Origin of the sequence: Xylanibacter ruminicola, assembly GCF_900107775.1 — a bacterium.
Taxonomy (GTDB): Bacteria; Bacteroidota; Bacteroidia; order Bacteroidales; family Bacteroidaceae; genus Prevotella; species Prevotella ruminicola_C.
Map to the genome: position 1 here is coordinate 275880 of NZ_FNRF01000004.1, position 16535 is coordinate 292414.

The following is a 16535-nucleotide window of genomic DNA, read 5'->3' on the forward strand; positions in this document are numbered from 1 at the left end:
GAAAGAAAGAATGCATAGCTCAACGCACTGGAGTAAGAAACTAAACGATTTTCTCCGACTGTGTCAAACCGCACGTTTCCCAGAATCAAGAATATCATAATAAAACAAGGTAAAGCCATCCAGTTCATCAACATAAAATCACGAAATCCGGTTAGATAAAAATCAGCTACACTTATCCCTAAAATTAGAAAAAAAATTACCATCACTAAAATTTCCTTACTGCGGAGGATATACGTAATATTATTCTTAAGCATATCATTATTTACTGATGCGGCTATGATACCCAATGAAAATTCCATTGCCCGAAAAAACGGATTGTCATAAATACTTGCAACATTAAAATGACGTTGGACAAGTGGTGCAAGAAATAAAAGGAATAAAAATACCCCCCCCCAGTATTACCTTCTCTTTAACTTTTAACCTTATTATTATCCATTGTAATAATGGGTATAATAGATAACATATAGTCAGACATGATATAAACCAAGTTCCTCCATTATGAGATATCTTACTCAATGAGGTAAAGCATGACTGAAGCCCTAATGCCTCGAACGGGAATAATAAGGCTAAAGACTGAAATGATTCACTTCCAAGCAATATGATAAAAGCTAATGCGACAAAGTAGTAAAGCGGATAAATGCTTATAAACCGTTTCAACAGGAAGTTCTTAAGACTACCGATATCCGTCAAGATTACTTTGCTCGATAAGCTAAGCGCATAGCCAGATAGCATAAAGAATCCCGTCATAGCAATAGCACCATATCTTGCAAAGTGATCAAACACTCCGTAATGGCAATCGAAATGCATATTGGAATGAAACATGAATATCAGCAACGCCAAAGAAATGCGAAGCAAATCAAGCCCCACATTCCGTTCTTTCCTTGGAGTTTGTTGTTTGTTCATTTGAAACGATTTATCAGTCCAATAACAAAATCTACTTCGTCCATCGTGATAGAAGGACCAATCGGCAGGCTCAGCTCCTCATCAGCCAATTGCTCTGTAATGGGCAGGCTCAACAGTGGAACGTTCCATGCTTCCTTTGCATAGCACTCCTGCTTATGGGGGGCAATGGGATAATGGCATACCGTACCCACACCATTCTCTTCGAGATGATCATGAAGGCTATCGCGATTCTCCTTACCTTTCACGATGATTGGGAACAGGTGATACGCATTCTGTTCATCGGGCAACAGATCAGGTAGAGTTATCAGTGGATTATTAATACATTCATAGTAGCGGTGAGCAACCTCCTTACGATGCCTGTTATCCTCAATTAGATACTTCAATTTTACATCCAGTACAGCAGCCTGAATCTCATCCAAACGGCTGTTACGACCAGCATACTTGAATACATACTTTTTCTGGCTTCCATAATTAGCCAATGCACGAACAGCAGCTGCCAGTTCAGGGTCGTTAGTAGTCACAGCACCACCATCGCCAAGAGCACCAAGATTCTTGCCAGGATAGAAGCTATGGCCTGCGGCATCACCAATGCTACCAGTAACGCGACCATCTGTATGCTTACAGCCATGAGCCTGAGCATTGTCTTCAACCAGTTTCAAATTGTACTTCTTACATAAAGCACCAATCTTGTAGGTATACGCATTTCGCCCATACAGGTGAACAATAGCAATGGCCTTAGTCTTAGGCGTAATGGCGCCCTCAATAAGATTATCATCTATCTCCAACGTATTAAGCTTAGGCTCTACAAGTACAGGTCTCAGACCATTCTCAGTGATTGCCAGAATGGTGGCGATATAGGTATTTGCTGGTACAATCACCTCATCACCCGGCTTCATCACGCCCATCTCAACGTATGCACGGAAGATCCAAATGAGGGCATCCAGACCATTAGCGCAACCTACGCAATATTTTGTTCCAATAAACTGTGCATAGTCTGCCTCAAACTTCTCGTTCTCCTTACCTTGGAGATACCAACCGTTATTCACCACGCGGGTTACGGCCTCGTTGATTTCTGCACCATGAAGAGCAGTAACATCTTTGAGTGACAAAAATGGGATATTCATATCTTAAAAATCTACTATTTTATAAAACTTAGCGGGATTCCCAATCCACAATTCTCTAGCAGGCACGTCTTTAGTTACGACAGAACCAGCACCTACCATAGCACCCTCTCCTATCGTTATGCCAGGCAGAATGGTAGAGCCAGCACCAATAGTAGCTCCACGACAAACTTTTGTTCTAAGCATCGTCCAAGTTTTATTCTTCGAACGCGGATACATGTCGTTAGTAAAGGTAACATTGCTACCTATCATTACATTGTCTTCCAACTCAATGCCATCCCAGATTTGAACGCCACACTTGATAGTGACATTATTACCTATCTTCACATCGTTCTCAACAAAACAATGCGAACAGATATTTACATTCTCGCCAATCTGTGCTCCAGGTAAAACAACACAATATTGCCAGATATTCGAGTTATCAGGGATACACTTATTCTGGCAGTCGGATAAAGGGTGTATCATTTTTGTTTCCTATAGTTTAAGAATTCATCATAATCACGAATATAGTCCTCTGCTTGATAAACTTCAGAGGCCAAAACCAAGCATACAGCTCCAGAAGAAAAATCATCCAGGTCTCGCCAGACACCTGGTTTGACATACAAAGCCTGATAGGGACGATTCAGCATAAAACTACGCTTCACCTTACCATCATCAAGGGTCACACGGAAAGAACCACTTGCAGCGATAATCAGCTGACTCAATTCCTTATGGGCATGAGAGCCACGGCTCTCACCTCCAGGCACATCATAAAGGTAATACACTCTTCTGACATCAAATGGAACTGTGTCACCGTTCTGAACAACAGAAATATTGCCTTTACGGTCACTATGATGCTTGTCAAGCTCAATCATCGTACAATCATAAACACTATATCTTGCCATCTTTCTTCAGTATTAAGAATTCATCATAGTCCCGAATATAGTCATCTATATCATACTCCGTCGAGGAAAGAACCATTGCTAACGAATTGGTCGAAAAGTTTTCCATCTCACGCCACAGTCCTTGGGGGACATACAATCCATAATAAGATCTGTTTAGCGTAAATATCTTTTTCTCTAGACCATCATCTATCACAACGTCAAAGCTACCCGAAAGAGCTACGATAAACTCTTGATTCTCACGGTATGCATGACCTCCACGACACTCTCCTCCAGGCACATCATATAGCCAATATGTTCGTCGTATTACAAACGGTATATGGTTCAATTGCTCCACAAAAGAAAGGTTACCACGGGAATCGAGGAACTTGGGGAGTTGGATAATTTTAGGTAGTATCAAATTCATTGTATTATCTATTAGCATATTAGTTTAATAAATTCATTCGCTTAATATCATTTGACAATTGCAGTGTAAAGATATCTGCACCTCTTTTATTTAAATGTGCTGCATTGTAAAAGTATAAGGTATCATTACAAATGGATTCATGCGTATAATCCAGTATCGGAATATTGTAGTCAGCGGCAATCTCACCATATATTTGATACATCCTTCCTATCCCCTTAAACTTTTGCAAGAATTCTGTACAGACCGGACTATAAACAAAGATTACATTTTTTCCTTTCACATGCATATCCTGAATATAAGCCTTAAAAATCGTCAGAGCCTCTTCGGTATAAGTAAACTCCAACGAATCACCACTGAGCACTAAATCATCCTCATATTTCATACGGTTATTTTTAAAACCTTTATAAAATGGTTCTTTCTCTTCAGGATTGGTTAGGACATCATAAACATGAAAATCCAAGAAGCAGGTACAATAACGCCAAAAGGGAACATATTTATCAAGTAGTGAAAAATGCTGATACTTATCAAAAGCCTCCATTAATTCACGATCCGTGAAGAAATACGGGTAGAACTGTTCCTTCTCAAAATTTGTTGTTATACCAGCAATCGTACCATAGTCAATACTATAAATGATGGTGTTTGGCTCCCAGTTCTGAATACGACAATAGGCATAATAACGCTCAACCTGGCGATTGACCCTAGAAGCGTTGTAGCCTAAGTTATAAGAATTAACATTTAACACGCTGTCTATAATCCGTGGGTTGAAATGTACAAAGGCACGTGAAGAGCCCATTATGACCACATCATTTCTTAACTCCTGATTATAGATATTGTTCCATGCTTGGAATTCAATGATATTTGATTGCCTTAATCTCTGAGAAAGAAATATATCAGCAACAGTAAAGACTACCAAGATTATGCCTGCATAAATGGCTAATTTAATAATGAATTGTTTCATCTCAGAATTGGAAATATATAAATGTTGCTGGGTTACCTGCTCCTGCTATCGTAATGAAGAACACCAAGAAGTAGATGAGAAACCTCAATATTGGTGATTTGATAGAAATGTCGAGACCGTGTTCTTTCTCACGTTGGAACCACTCAATGACAGCTAACAAAGTGCAGAATATCAGAAGTTTTATCAATGTCAGAAAATCGAAAGGGATTGAAAGCATAGAGCTGTCAAACAATCTAATGATATACCCAATAGCCTGATGAATATCCGATGCTCTAAAAATAATCCAACCAATGACAACAAGTATGAATGTTGTGCCTATCTGGAGGACTTCTTTCAAGGATGGGAATTTCTTTCCTTCTGCCACAACACCTGTGAACTTTTTATTATCGCCGGTAAGAATCAATGGCACGAATAAGAGGGCATGGTAAGCGCCCCAAACCACATAAGTCCAGTTTGCTCCATGCCAAAGTCCACTTGTCAGGAAGATGATAATGGTATTGCGGATCTTCTTCCATTTCCCATTTCTGCCCCCCCCAAGTGGTATATAGAGGTAATCCACGAACCATGTATTGAGCGAGATGTGCCAACGTTTCCAGAACTCAGCCACATTTCTGGACAGATAAGGAACGTTGAAATTTCTCTTTAGCCGAATGCCAAACAACTTTGCTGTACCGATGGCAATATCTGAATAGCCGGAGAAGTCACCATAGATCTGAAAAGTAAACATCAGTGCGCCAAACAATAAGGTACTTGCTGAGTAATTTATATAGTCGGGAAAAACCATATCCACATATACTGCACAATTATCTGCAATTAATACTTTCTTGAAAAAACCCCATAGGATTTGACGGCATCCATCAACGGCCTCATCATACTTGAACACACGGGGCCTAAGGATTTGCGGGAGCAGATTAGTAGCTCTCTCTATAGGACCAGCGACCAACTGCGGAAAGAAGCTGACATAGGCAAAAAATGCCACGGCATCTCTTGTAGCCTCAATCTTTTTCTTATACACGTCAATACTATAGCTAAGTGCCTGAAAGGTATAGAAGCTAATACCAACTGGAAGTATGAGCTTGAGCGTAGAAGAATGGAGCATCACACCAAAAGATGCAAATAAATCAACAAAACTCTGGACAAAGAAATTATAATACTTAAAGGCTCCAAGAATCAACAGGTTTATTACTATATTTGACCAAAGAAAAAATTTGGCTAACCGTATCTTTCCATCATTGTTAGTCCTGTCTATCAGCAAGCCACTACTCCAGCTACAGAAAGAGGTAAAGGCGATAAGAATAAGAAATCGCCAATCCCACCATCCGTAGAAAACATAGCTCGCTAATACGATAAATGCATTCTGCCAGCGCAAGTTCCTTCCAAATACTCCCCAATAAAGGGTAAAGACAATCGGAAGAAATAGTAGAAATTCTATTGAATTGAAAAGCATTGTTATCTATTTGAGCACATATCAATTACGAGTGTCATCACCGACCGTATTGATTTTTAAGCATATGGTTTGACATAAACACTGACTTCTCATTAATACGGGAACCGAAACATGTTAACAAAACTACTTTCATACGAAAGTCATAAGAATAGATTTTAATTATATCCATTTGGATTATTCTTCTGCCAATTCCAACTATCTCGGCACATGTCCTCAATGCCAAATTTGGCCTCCCAGCCAAGTTCTGCTTTAGCTTTTGCTGGATTGCAATAGCAGGTAGCAATATCTCCTGGTCTGCGTGGCTTGATAACATATGGTACATTAACACCGTTAACTTTCATAAAAGCATTTACAACGTCAAGTACGCTATAGCCATGACCTGTACCAAGATTATATATAGCTAAGCCGCATTTATTATCGATGGCCTTTAAAGCTGCCACATGACCTGAGGCCAAATCGCAGACGTGGATATAATCACGTACTCCTGTACCATCAGGGGTATCGTAGTCATTTCCAAAGATTCCTAACTCTTTACGAATGCCAACAGCTGTCTGGGTGATATATGGCATCAAGTTATTGGGTATGCCATTGGGGTTCTCACCTATCATGCCGCTCTGATGAGCACCAATAGGGTTGAAATAGCGCAACAGTACCACATTCCATTCTGGGTCGGCTTTCTGCACATCCATCAGTACCTCTTCGAGCATGCTCTTGGTTTGACCATAAGGATTGGTGCAATGGCCCTTGGGACATTCCTCGGTGATAGGTATTATTGCAGGATCGCCATATACCGTAGCAGAGCTACTGAAAATGATGTTCTTACACTGATGCTGGCGCATTACATCCAAGAGGATGAAGGTGCCTGTCATGTTGTTGTGATAGTACTCCAAAGGTTTTGCTACAGATTCACCTACAGCCTTAAGGCCTGCAAAATGAATAACAGCATCAAACTTATTTTCATCAAAAACCTTAGAGAGTGCTTCCTTATCTCGCACGTCAACCTCATAGAAAGGTATTTCATTTCCAATAATCTTTGCAACGCGTCGCAGAGATTCTGGGTTACTATTCACAAGGTTGTCTACCACAACCACACTGTGTCCAGCCTTATCTAATTCTATAATGGTGTGGCTACCGATATAACCGGCTCCGCCTGTTAGAAGTATGTTCATTGAAGTAAATATGGAAAAATGACGTAAACGTTAAAAATCATTTAAAGCGTCCCCACGAGGACAAATATTTTGTTGTTTCATTACAATTTCATACCTTTGCGAGGTTAAAATGAACAGTAATAATTAAAAAAATGCATCCAAAATATTTAACAAAGCACAAACCTATCAAGGTTGTTTTACTTCATGCCGGCGAATCAATCACGGCATCGGGCCTTCTGAAGCAATATTCTCATCCCTTCTTAACCCCCTCTCTATATAGTCCCCACCCTCTCTCTAAAGAGAGGTGGGGCTATAGTAAGAGGGGTGTAAGGGATAGGGATATTTTCCTTATTGGTTTTCATCGAAAAACAAGTTGATTAGCAATCATAACCAAGTTAGTTTTGCCTCAAAATCAATTTGATTTTTCATCGTAAATCTTTAGGCCTCGAAATGCGGTGAATTAATTCAAAAGGGGCAATGAATTAATTCATTAGGGGTTTTGAATTAATTGACGGTATTTTAGGGGTTATTTATTTGCATGGAGAAAGAGTGGAAGTTGGAACCTGAAAATGGATGGGATCCGAACTGGTGGCACAGTGGTGGCAGATGGGAGTTGCACAATAGGCTGTAGCCCCCCTTTCTGAGGTAACAGAAACCTTGACACACTCGAATTCTGCTAAAGGTACCATTCGAAAGCAACTGCAGCAACAGGATATATTACCACTAAAGGTATTGCCCGTTTGATGCTTCCACTCCTGAATGCTGCAAGGAGCTGGGGTGCCAACTTGTTTACAAACAATCTTACTGTCGGTATGAGTGGCATTGTACTGCAGAATATCTACTGGCTGATACTTACAGGTTATCTCAAAGCGACACTCATCCATCTCATCATACAAGAAAACCACCATACGCCAGTCGCCATCGAAGGGAACCACAAGCGACGCATGGCACTCGTCTATCTCATCAGCACTGACTCGCAACAAGAAACTGTCGTCATCACGATTCACAGTCAACTGAAAGTCGCGCTCGGTAATGAGAGCAATGTCGCAAGGGACATTATAACTGACAGTAATTGCATCGCCAGCATGACACTTGGAAAAAGACTTTATGTAGTCGTAAGTCATACTTAGAAAAATGACTATTTATATTTGGCGAGATGGCTGGCGGGGAGGCGGAGCTTGAAACAGCCGATGCCATCGAGAATGACGGTGGCGTATTTACGGCCAGAGGTCATGGTCACCTCGCCTTTTACATCCTTGAATAGTTTGCCCTTAGACAGTTGCCCGCCGATAATTTTCACTTTATCGTGTAGCTGAGGCACCACGTCACAATACTCTACAGGTCCATCGGCCAATGATAATAGTTGACGAAGTTGCTGAATCTGCAAATCGGGTACACGGGCAAAATCGGTAAAATCGTTAACCGTACGATTAAGTGAGGCATCTTTAACAAAACACTTGAGATAAGGACAACCCTTTAACAAATCGATACGATGGGATTTGTCGGCAACACGAATAAAAACCTTGCCGTGTATAATCAACTTTTCTTTTACAGCTTTAAGTTCATCGGTAGCAACTATTCTTCGAAGCAACAAGGCCTGTGTGGCAGCATAAGCCTCGACTGGAAAGGCGAACTTGCCTGGCGCATTGAGCATATCACGGCACTTCAGCTCTGAGTAACGTTTCACCTCAGCCACATACCAAGCGGTAGGATCGAAAGTTTTTTCAGCGTTGGCTGCCGTAACCGTGAGGCGAACTCGACCATCTTTAGTGCTGCGAAGGCGACGAATTACACCCGCATTTTTCTTTACGGCTCCGCCGCAAGGCCCCTCTTTTGCAATTAGGGTCTCGACATGGTTTTCAATTACTGACGAGTCTTTTTTCATACTCATAAAATCTGGCACAAAACCAGAAACATCAGGAATCAGCAAAACACAAAAAAAGCGTGAACTCTTTCTGCCCATCTGTAACTCAGGTCGTAGGAAACCTCCATAATAGACAGACAGAATGACGCTCACGCCGAGGGAATATAATACACCCGTAAAGTGTGCTCGAGGCTGATTAGGCCTCTGCACACTAACGGGGATAGTTATACCTCACCCGTAGCATCTACTCTGCAATGTTTCTGATTATGGGTATTCGAATTTCCTACGTTCGAGTCACCAAAAACAAGGCGTTGTATGACGCTGTTCCAATAAATATTTGCCCACACCTAACCGTCCTCTCAGGGACGTCTGCGGCGCGAACTTGGGCGCAAAAGTACTATGATTTTTTGAAAGAGCCAAATAAAACCTGCAAATATTGCCGTTTTTTTTATTGTTTCTTGGTATTTCGGGATTTTTTTTATAACTTTGCCGCCCAAATAATATAATAGGTTTAAGAAGTTAAGATGATTACAGTTACAAATCTGGCAATCCAGTTTGGAAAGAAGGTTCTCTACAAGGATGTGAACCTGAAGTTTACAAGTGGTAACATTTACGGTATTATCGGCGCAAACGGTGCTGGTAAGTCAACCCTTCTGCGTGCCATCAGCGGCGAGCTCGAGGCCAACAAGGGTACCATCGAGATGCAGCCAGGCGAGCGCCTGAGCGTGCTGGAGCAGGACCACTTTAAGTATGATGAGTTTTCAGTGATGAACACTGTGCTGATGGGACATCAGCCACTTTGGGAAAACATGAAAGAGCGTGAGGCTCTGTATGCAAAACCCGAAATGAGCGAGGAAGACGGTGTTCGTGCCGCTGACCTTGAGATGGCTTTTGCAGAGATGAACGGCTGGGAGGCCGAAAGCGAGGCAGCACAGCTGCTGCAGAACCTGGGCGTTGCCGAGAGTCAGCACTATAAGCAGATGAGCGAGATTTCGAACAACGAGAAGGTACGTGTGATGCTGGCAAAGGCTCTGTTCGGACACCCCGACAACCTGTTGCTCGACGAGCCTACCAACGACCTCGACCTGGACACCGTTCAGTGGTTAGAGGAATACCTGAGTAATCTGGAACAGTGCGTGCTGGTTGTATCACACGACCGTCACTTCCTGGATGCCGTTTCTACACAGACCGTAGATATCGACTTTGGTAAGGTAACCCTGTTCTCGGGTAACTACTCGTTCTGGTACGAGAGTTCGCAGCTGGCTCTGCGTCAGGCTCAGAACCAAAAGATGAAGGCCGAGGAGAAGAAGAAGCAGCTGGAGGAGTTTATCCGTCGATTCTCGGCTAACGTAGCAAAATCAAAGCAGACCACATCGCGTAAGAAGATGCTGGAGAAGCTGAATGTAGAAGAGATTACACCATCAACACGTAAATACCCAGGTATCATCTTCCAGATGGAGCGTGAGCCTGGAACACAGATCCTGGAGGTAGAGGGACTGAAGGCTGTTGACAGCGACGGTACAGTACTGTTCGACAACGTGAACTTCACCATCGAGAAGGGACAGAAGACCGTATTCCTCTCGCACAATCCAAAGGCTATGACCGCCTTGTTCGAGATTATCAACGGTAACCGTCAGGCCGATGCCGGTACCTACAAGTGGGGTGTTACCATCACCACCGCCTATCTGCCATTGGATAACACCGAGTTCTTCCAGAGCGAAATGAATCTGGTTGACTGGCTGAGCCAGTGGGGACCAGGTAACGAGGTAACCATGAAGTCGTTCCTGGGACGAATGCTGTTTAAGGAAGAGGACGTACTGAAGCATGTAAACGTACTGTCAGGAGGTGAGAAGATGCGTTGTATGATTGCTCGTATGCAGCTGAAGAATGCCAACTGTCTGATTCTGGATACCCCAACCAACCACTTGGATCTGGAAAGTATTCAGGCATTCAACAACAACCTGATTAACTTTAAGGGTAACATTCTGTTTGCATCGCACGACCATGAGTTTATCAATACTGTGGCCGACCGCATTATCGAGCTCACTCCAAAGGGCACCATCGATAAGCTGACAACTTACGACGAATACATCTACGACGAGACCATCAAGGCTCAGAAGGAGAAGATGTACGTGTAATTGGCACGCATTTTGCTATGCAGTAAGCAGAAACTTTAAACAACGCTATTATGACAGAAAAAGATATCAACATCGAAAACGAGGAGAACCTGAACGAGGCTCCCGTTGAAGACACTGAAAAAGAGACAGCAGAGGCAACCGAGAACCAGGAGGCTGCTGCCGACGAGGCTGCTAAAGAAGAAGAGGTTGACCCTCTGACAAAAGCCCAACAGGAGATTGAGGAACTGAAAACACAGTTGCTCTACAAGGCTGCCGAATTTGAGAATTACCGCAAGCGCACCCTGAAGGAGCGTGCTGAACTGATTCTGAACGGTGGCGAAAAGGTCATCTCAGCCATTCTGCCTGTACTCGATGATATGGAGCGTGCCATTGCCAATGGCGCCAAGACCGACGACCCACAGGTACTGCGCGAGGGTGTGGAACTGATTTACAACAAGTTCGTAAAGACTCTCGAAGGTCAGGGCGTTAGCAAGATTGAGACCAAGGATGCCGACTTTGACACCGACCTGCACGAGGCCGTAGCGATGGTTCCTGGTATGGGCGACGACAAGAAAGGTAAGGTTATCGACTGCCTGCAGGAGGGATATAAACTGAACGACAAAGTAATCCGCCACGCCAAAGTGGCAGTTGGACAATAATACAATATGGCACAAAAAAGAGACTACTACGAGGTGCTGGGCGTACAAAAAAGCGCCACAGAAGACGAAATTAAGAAAGCGTATCGTAAGATAGCCATTAAGTACCACCCCGACCGTAATCCTGGCGACAAGGAAGCCGAGGAAAAATTTAAGGAGGCGGCCGAGGCATACAATGTGCTGCACGACCCAAAGACACGTCAGCAGTACGACCAGTTCGGATTTGACGGACCTAATATGGGCGGCGGATTCGGCGGTTTCAGTGGCTTCGAGACCAATATGAACATGGACGATATCTTCTCGATGTTCGGCGATATCTTCGGCGGTCACGGCTTTGGTGGCTTTGGCGGTGGACAGCGTCGCCCACAGCAGCATCGCGGCAGCGACCTGCGCCTGAAAGTGAAACTTACACTCGAGGAGATTAATACTGGTGTTACCAAGAAGTTCAAGGTTCGCAAGGATATCCCTTGTCCACATTGTAGCGGTACTGGTGCCGAGGCTGGCAGTCAGAAGGAGCAGTGCCCCACCTGTCACGGTCAGGGGTACATCACTCATACCACCCAGAGCATCTTCGGTATGATGCAGCAGCAGAGCGTTTGTCCCACTTGCGGTGGCGAAGGCATGGTGATTAAGAACAAGTGTAAGCACTGCGGCGGCACAGGCGTTGAGAAGGGCGAAGAGGTTGTAGAGATTAACATCCCAGCTGGCGTAGCCGAGGGTATGGTTGTAAACGTGCCTGGCAAGGGTAATGCCGGCAAGCACAACGGTACATCGGGCGACATACAGGTGTTTATCGCCGAGGAACCACACGAGACTTTTATCCGTGATGGTAACGACTTGATTTACAACCTGTTGCTCGACTTCCCAACAGCTGCACTTGGAGGCGAGATTGAGATTCCTACCATCGAGGGAACCAAGCTCAAGGTAAAACTCGAGAATGGTACCCAGCCTGGTAAGACCTTGCGTTTGCGCGGTAAGGGACTGCCCGCAGTTCAGGGCTATGGTAGCGGTCGTGGCGACCTGGTGGTTAACATCAGCGTTTACGTGCCTAAGACCTTGAGCAAGGAAGAGAAGCAGGCCATTGAGCAGTTCAAGGGCAGCGACAACTTCAAGGGCGACAAGCAGACACGCGACTCGATCTTCCAGAAATTCAAGAATTACTTTAATTAATATATAATAAGGTATAAAGCTATGACTTATCAGGAAACGTGTGAATACCTTTACAGTCAGCTACCCATGTTCGAGCGTCAGGGAGCAGGCGGGTATAAGGAAGGACTGGAAAACAGTCATGCACTCGACAGACATTTCGGTCATCCACATCAAAAGTATGTTACTATTCATGTGGCTGGTACTAACGGAAAGGGGTCGTGTGCTCACACGCTTTCTGCTATTTTACAGATGTGCGGCTATCGTGTAGGTTTGTACACATCGCCACATCTGGTTGACTTCAGCGAGCGCATCCGCGTTAACGGTCAGCCCATCAGCGAGGACTACGTCATAGACTTTGTGGAAAAGGAGAAGAGTTTCTTCGAGCCCATCAAGCCCTCGTTCTTTGAGCTTACCACTGCACTGGCTTTTAAGTATTTTGCCGAGATGAAGGTGGATATCGCCGTGATCGAGGTTGGATTAGGCGGCCGATTAGACTGCACCAACATCATCACCCCTGCCCTATCCGTAATTACCAATATCGGTATGGACCACACGCAGTTCCTGGGCAATTCGCTCGAACAGATTGCCATGGAGAAAGCAGGTATCATCAAGAAGGATGTGCCCGTAGTTATTGGCGAGACAACCCCCGAAACACGTATGGTATTCGAGACTGTTGCCGTTGAGAACCACGCCCCCATCGTATTTGCCGAGGAGCACAACCAGATTATCTCGGCTTCGAACAGTACTGCTGGCTTTGAGTACAACACCAAGGACTTTGGAATTATCAAGGGCGAGTTGGGCGGCAGCTATCAGGAAAAGAACACCAATACCATCCTGTGCGCTGTACAGCAGCTGGAGGCTTTGGGTTATATGCACGCCTGCCCATGCGAGGCTAACAAGCCCAGCATGAACCGCGAGGTACGACAGGGATTCCTGCATGTTTGCAGCCTGACAGGTTTGAAGGGACGCTGGCAGAAGATCAGCGAGGCACCGCTTACCATCTGCGATACCGGTCATAATGTACCTGGTTGGACTTATCTGAGCGAACAGCTCAAGTCGGTAAAGTGCAATCATATGCACATTGTATTCGGTATGGTTGACGATAAAGACATACAGGGTGTGTTGGCATTACTACCCAAGAATGCTACCTATTATTTTACAAAAGCAAACAATAAACGTGCCGTTTCGGAGAACGTTCTGAAGCTTTATGCCCAGACCATGGAGCTGCAAGGCGAGGCCTATCCCGATGTAAAATCGGCTTACGAAGCAGCCAAAGCAGCAGCCGATAATAACGACTTTGTGTTCGTTGGAGGTAGCAGTTATGTGGTAGCAGACCTGCTAAAGAACTGTATTTAGAATTTTTTAAGACTGCAAAAACTTTTTTTTCGCCGAAACGTTCGTTAGTTTGATTTTTTTTCTGTTACTTTGCAGAAAATTAATTTTTAACTAATAAACATATTCATATGGCGAACACTACAGAGACAGTGAATCTGTGCGGTCTGAAGCGTGAGAACTTCCAGGCCACAATCAACGGTAAAAAAACCGACTTGTATATTCTTAGAAACCGTAAAGGATTCGAAGTTGCCATCTCAAACTATGGCGGTGCCATTTGTGCTATTATGGTTCCCGGCAAGGATGGTAAAGTAGCTAACGTTATCCAGGGTCACGACAGCATCGAGCAGCTGACCAGCGGAAACGAGCCTTATCTGTCGACTCTGATCGGCCGTTGGGGTAACCGTATCTGCAAAGGCCAGTTCATTCTGAACGGCAAGGAGTACCAGCTGGCTCTTAACGATGGACCTAACCACCTGCACGGCGGTTCAGTAGGTTTCAACGCTAAGGTTTGGGATGCCCGTCAGATGGGTCCTCGCTCTTTGGCTCTACACCGCATTTCATCTTATGGTGAGGAAGGCTTCACAGGCGAGCTGGATGTAACAGTAGAATTTACCTTTACCGACAACAACGAACTGGTAATTGAGTATCTGGCTACTACCAACAAGAAGACTATCGTTAATCTGACACACCACGCCTTCTTCTCACTGGCTGGTACTGCCGATCCAACACCAAGTATCGACGATCAGATTTGCGAGATCAATGCCGACTTCTATCTGCCTACCGATGCAACTGCTATCCCAACAGGTGAGATCCTGAAGGTTGAGGGTACTCCATTCGACTTCCGCAAGCCAAAGGCATTCGGACAGGACATCAACGCCGACCACGAGCAGATTAAGTTCGGACACGGTTTCGACCACAACTACGTATTGAACAAGCAGGAAGAGGGCGAGCTCTCATTCGCTGCCAAGGTTACCGATCCAAAGAGCGGCCGTACTATGGAGGTTTACACCACCGAACCAGGCTTGCAGCTTTACACAGGTAACTTCCTGAGCGGCTATAAGGGCGCTAATGGTTGTACCTTCCCACATCGTTCAGCTGTCTGCTTCGAGGCACAGCACTTCCCCGATTCACCTAACCGTCCATACTTCCCAAGTGTGGTTCTGAATCCAGGACAGCGTTACAAGCAGAAGACCGTATACCGCTTTGGAGTGGTAGAGTAGAAATTATCCAACATTTTAAATAAATAGACGACAAATATGACTGAAACAAACAAGAATGGCAAGGTGATTGCCATTATCACTATGTGCTTCATCTTCGCGATGATCAGCTTTGTAACTAACATGGGCGCTCCCTTTGGCAACATCTGGGGTTTCGAGTATCCTTTTGCCAAAGCTTGGGGTAACCTGATGAATTTTGCGGCTTACCTGTTTATGGGAATACCTGCAGGTAAAATGCTTACGAAATACGGATACAAAAAGACAGCCCTGATCGCTCTGATCGTGGGTATCGTTGGTTTGTGTTTCCAGTATCTCTCAAGCCTTGTAGGCGCAGGTACTTACGTATTCACATACGATAGCATTCCTGTAGCCCTCAACTTGGTAATTTACCTGCTTGGTGCATTCATCTGCGGTTTCTGCGTATGTATGCTGAACACCGTAGTTAACCCTATGCTGAACCTTCTTGGAGGTGGCGGTAACAAGGGAAATCAGCTCATTCAGGTGGGAGGTACTCTTAACTCACTCACCGGTACACTCACCCCGCTGTTGGCAGGTATCCTGGTAGGTACAGTTACTGCCGAGACCAGCATGAGCGATGTTGCTCCACTGTTGTTCATCGGTATGGCCGTATTCGCCATTTCGTTTGTTATCATCAGCCGTGTTAGCATTCCAGAGCCCACACTCGGAAAGGTATCTCCTAAGTACGAGCGCAGTCCTTTGGCTTTCCGCCACTGCGTGCTGGGTGTTATCGCTATCTTCTTTTATGTAGGTATCGAGATTGGAATTCCTATGGAGCTGAACTTCTACGTAACCGATCTTGGTTTCGAAGGTGCAGCCGCCATCGGTGGTACACTGGCTGCAGCCTACTGGTTGCTCATGATGATTGGTCGTGCTTGTTCGAGTGCAATCTCTGGTAAGGTTTCTACCAAGCTGCAGTTGTCAACAGTTAGTGCTGTTGCTATCCTGCTGCTCGTAATTGCTATCTTTATGCCTGAGAGCGTAACCATCTCGTTCAGCGGACACGACGTACCTGCCAAGGCATTCCTGATTCCTGCTTGCGGTCTCTGCACCTCAATCATGTGGGGTGGAATCTTCAACCTCTCAGTTGAGGGACTGGGCAAGTATACTGAGGCAGCCTCAGGTATCTTCATGACAATGGTTGTTGGTGGTGGTGTAATGCCTCTCATTCAGGAGGCTATCGCCAAGTCAGCCGGTCCTATCTTTAGCTACTGGCTCGTCATCGCTATGTTGGCCTATATTCTGTTCTACGCCCTCGTAGGTTGCAAGAACGTGAATCAGGACATCAAAGTCGATTAATATTAACCCTTTAAAT

The 16535-nt window shown here is 44.6% G+C and carries 16 protein-coding genes; 6 read left to right on the forward strand and 10 right to left on the reverse strand.

Annotation, left to right across the window (positions count from 1 at the left end; all coding sequences use genetic code 11):
• Positions 1 to 336: 336 nt before the first annotated feature.
• The 10 genes from BLU97_RS15700 to BLU97_RS11615 form a co-directional block, all read right to left on the reverse strand.
• Positions 337 to 903, reverse strand: coding sequence for an acyltransferase family protein (locus BLU97_RS15700; protein WP_081353006.1), 567 nt, complete (start codon positions 901 to 903; stop codon positions 337 to 339).
• Complete coding sequence (locus BLU97_RS11575) at positions 900 to 2027, reverse strand: DegT/DnrJ/EryC1/StrS family aminotransferase (protein ID WP_074761703.1); 1128 nt, start codon at positions 2025 to 2027, stop codon at positions 900 to 902. Before BLU97_RS11575 ends, BLU97_RS15700 begins: the two co-directional genes overlap by 4 nt.
• A gap of 3 nt (positions 2028 to 2030) precedes the next feature.
• A complete protein-coding gene (locus tag BLU97_RS11580) occupies positions 2031 to 2489 on the reverse strand; it encodes an acyltransferase (RefSeq protein WP_074761704.1) in 459 nt (152 codons plus the stop codon).
• Complete coding sequence (locus BLU97_RS11585) at positions 2486 to 2908, reverse strand: sugar 3,4-ketoisomerase (RefSeq protein WP_074761705.1); 423 nt, start codon at positions 2906 to 2908, stop codon at positions 2486 to 2488. The genes BLU97_RS11580 and BLU97_RS11585 overlap by 4 nt, the downstream gene beginning before the upstream one ends.
• On the reverse strand, positions 2895 to 3311 hold the full coding sequence (locus tag BLU97_RS11590; protein WP_074761841.1) for a sugar 3,4-ketoisomerase: 417 nt from the start codon (positions 3309 to 3311) through the stop codon (positions 2895 to 2897). The genes BLU97_RS11585 and BLU97_RS11590 overlap by 14 nt, the downstream gene beginning before the upstream one ends.
• A 19-nt stretch (positions 3312 to 3330) precedes the next feature.
• Positions 3331 to 4269, reverse strand: a complete 939-nt coding sequence (locus BLU97_RS11595; RefSeq protein WP_074761706.1) for a hypothetical protein — start codon at positions 4267 to 4269, stop codon at positions 3331 to 3333.
• 1 nt (position 4270) lies between these two features.
• Positions 4271 to 5716, reverse strand: coding sequence for an MBOAT family O-acyltransferase (locus tag BLU97_RS11600; protein WP_074761707.1), 1446 nt, complete (start codon positions 5714 to 5716; stop codon positions 4271 to 4273).
• A 155-nt stretch (positions 5717 to 5871) separates the two neighbouring features.
• Complete coding sequence (gene galE, locus BLU97_RS11605) at positions 5872 to 6885, reverse strand: UDP-glucose 4-epimerase GalE (protein ID WP_074761708.1); 1014 nt, start codon at positions 6883 to 6885, stop codon at positions 5872 to 5874.
• 509 nt (positions 6886 to 7394) lie between these two features.
• A complete protein-coding gene (locus BLU97_RS15860; protein WP_139209015.1) occupies positions 7395 to 7988 on the reverse strand; it encodes a hypothetical protein in 594 nt (197 codons plus the stop codon).
• Between the two features lie 14 nt (positions 7989 to 8002).
• On the reverse strand, positions 8003 to 8827 hold the full coding sequence (locus BLU97_RS11615) for a hypothetical protein (protein WP_139209016.1): 825 nt from the start codon (positions 8825 to 8827) through the stop codon (positions 8003 to 8005).
• Positions 8828 to 9252: 425 nt separating this feature from the next.
• Here BLU97_RS11615 and BLU97_RS11620 point away from each other — a divergent pair, with 425 nt between their 5' ends.
• From BLU97_RS11620 to BLU97_RS11645, 6 genes are all read left to right on the forward strand, one after another.
• Positions 9253 to 10866: an ABC-F family ATP-binding cassette domain-containing protein gene (locus BLU97_RS11620; protein WP_013064500.1), complete on the forward strand. Its 1614-nt coding sequence runs from the start codon at positions 9253 to 9255 to the stop codon at positions 10864 to 10866.
• Positions 10867 to 10916: 50 nt separating this feature from the next.
• Positions 10917 to 11504, forward strand: coding sequence for a nucleotide exchange factor GrpE (locus BLU97_RS11625; protein WP_074761711.1), 588 nt, complete (start codon positions 10917 to 10919; stop codon positions 11502 to 11504).
• Between the two features lie 6 nt (positions 11505 to 11510).
• A complete protein-coding gene (gene dnaJ, locus BLU97_RS11630; RefSeq protein WP_074761712.1) occupies positions 11511 to 12671 on the forward strand; it encodes a molecular chaperone DnaJ in 1161 nt (386 codons plus the stop codon).
• 21 nt (positions 12672 to 12692) lie between these two features.
• On the forward strand, positions 12693 to 14006 hold the full coding sequence (locus BLU97_RS11635) for a bifunctional folylpolyglutamate synthase/dihydrofolate synthase (RefSeq protein WP_074761713.1): 1314 nt from the start codon (positions 12693 to 12695) through the stop codon (positions 14004 to 14006).
• Positions 14007 to 14113: 107 nt separating this feature from the next.
• Positions 14114 to 15205, forward strand: coding sequence for an aldose epimerase family protein (locus tag BLU97_RS11640; protein WP_013065033.1), 1092 nt, complete (start codon positions 14114 to 14116; stop codon positions 15203 to 15205).
• A 36-nt stretch (positions 15206 to 15241) separates the two neighbouring features.
• On the forward strand, positions 15242 to 16519 hold the full coding sequence (locus tag BLU97_RS11645; protein ID WP_074761714.1) for an MFS transporter: 1278 nt from the start codon (positions 15242 to 15244) through the stop codon (positions 16517 to 16519).
• Positions 16520 to 16535: the final 16 nt, after the last annotated feature.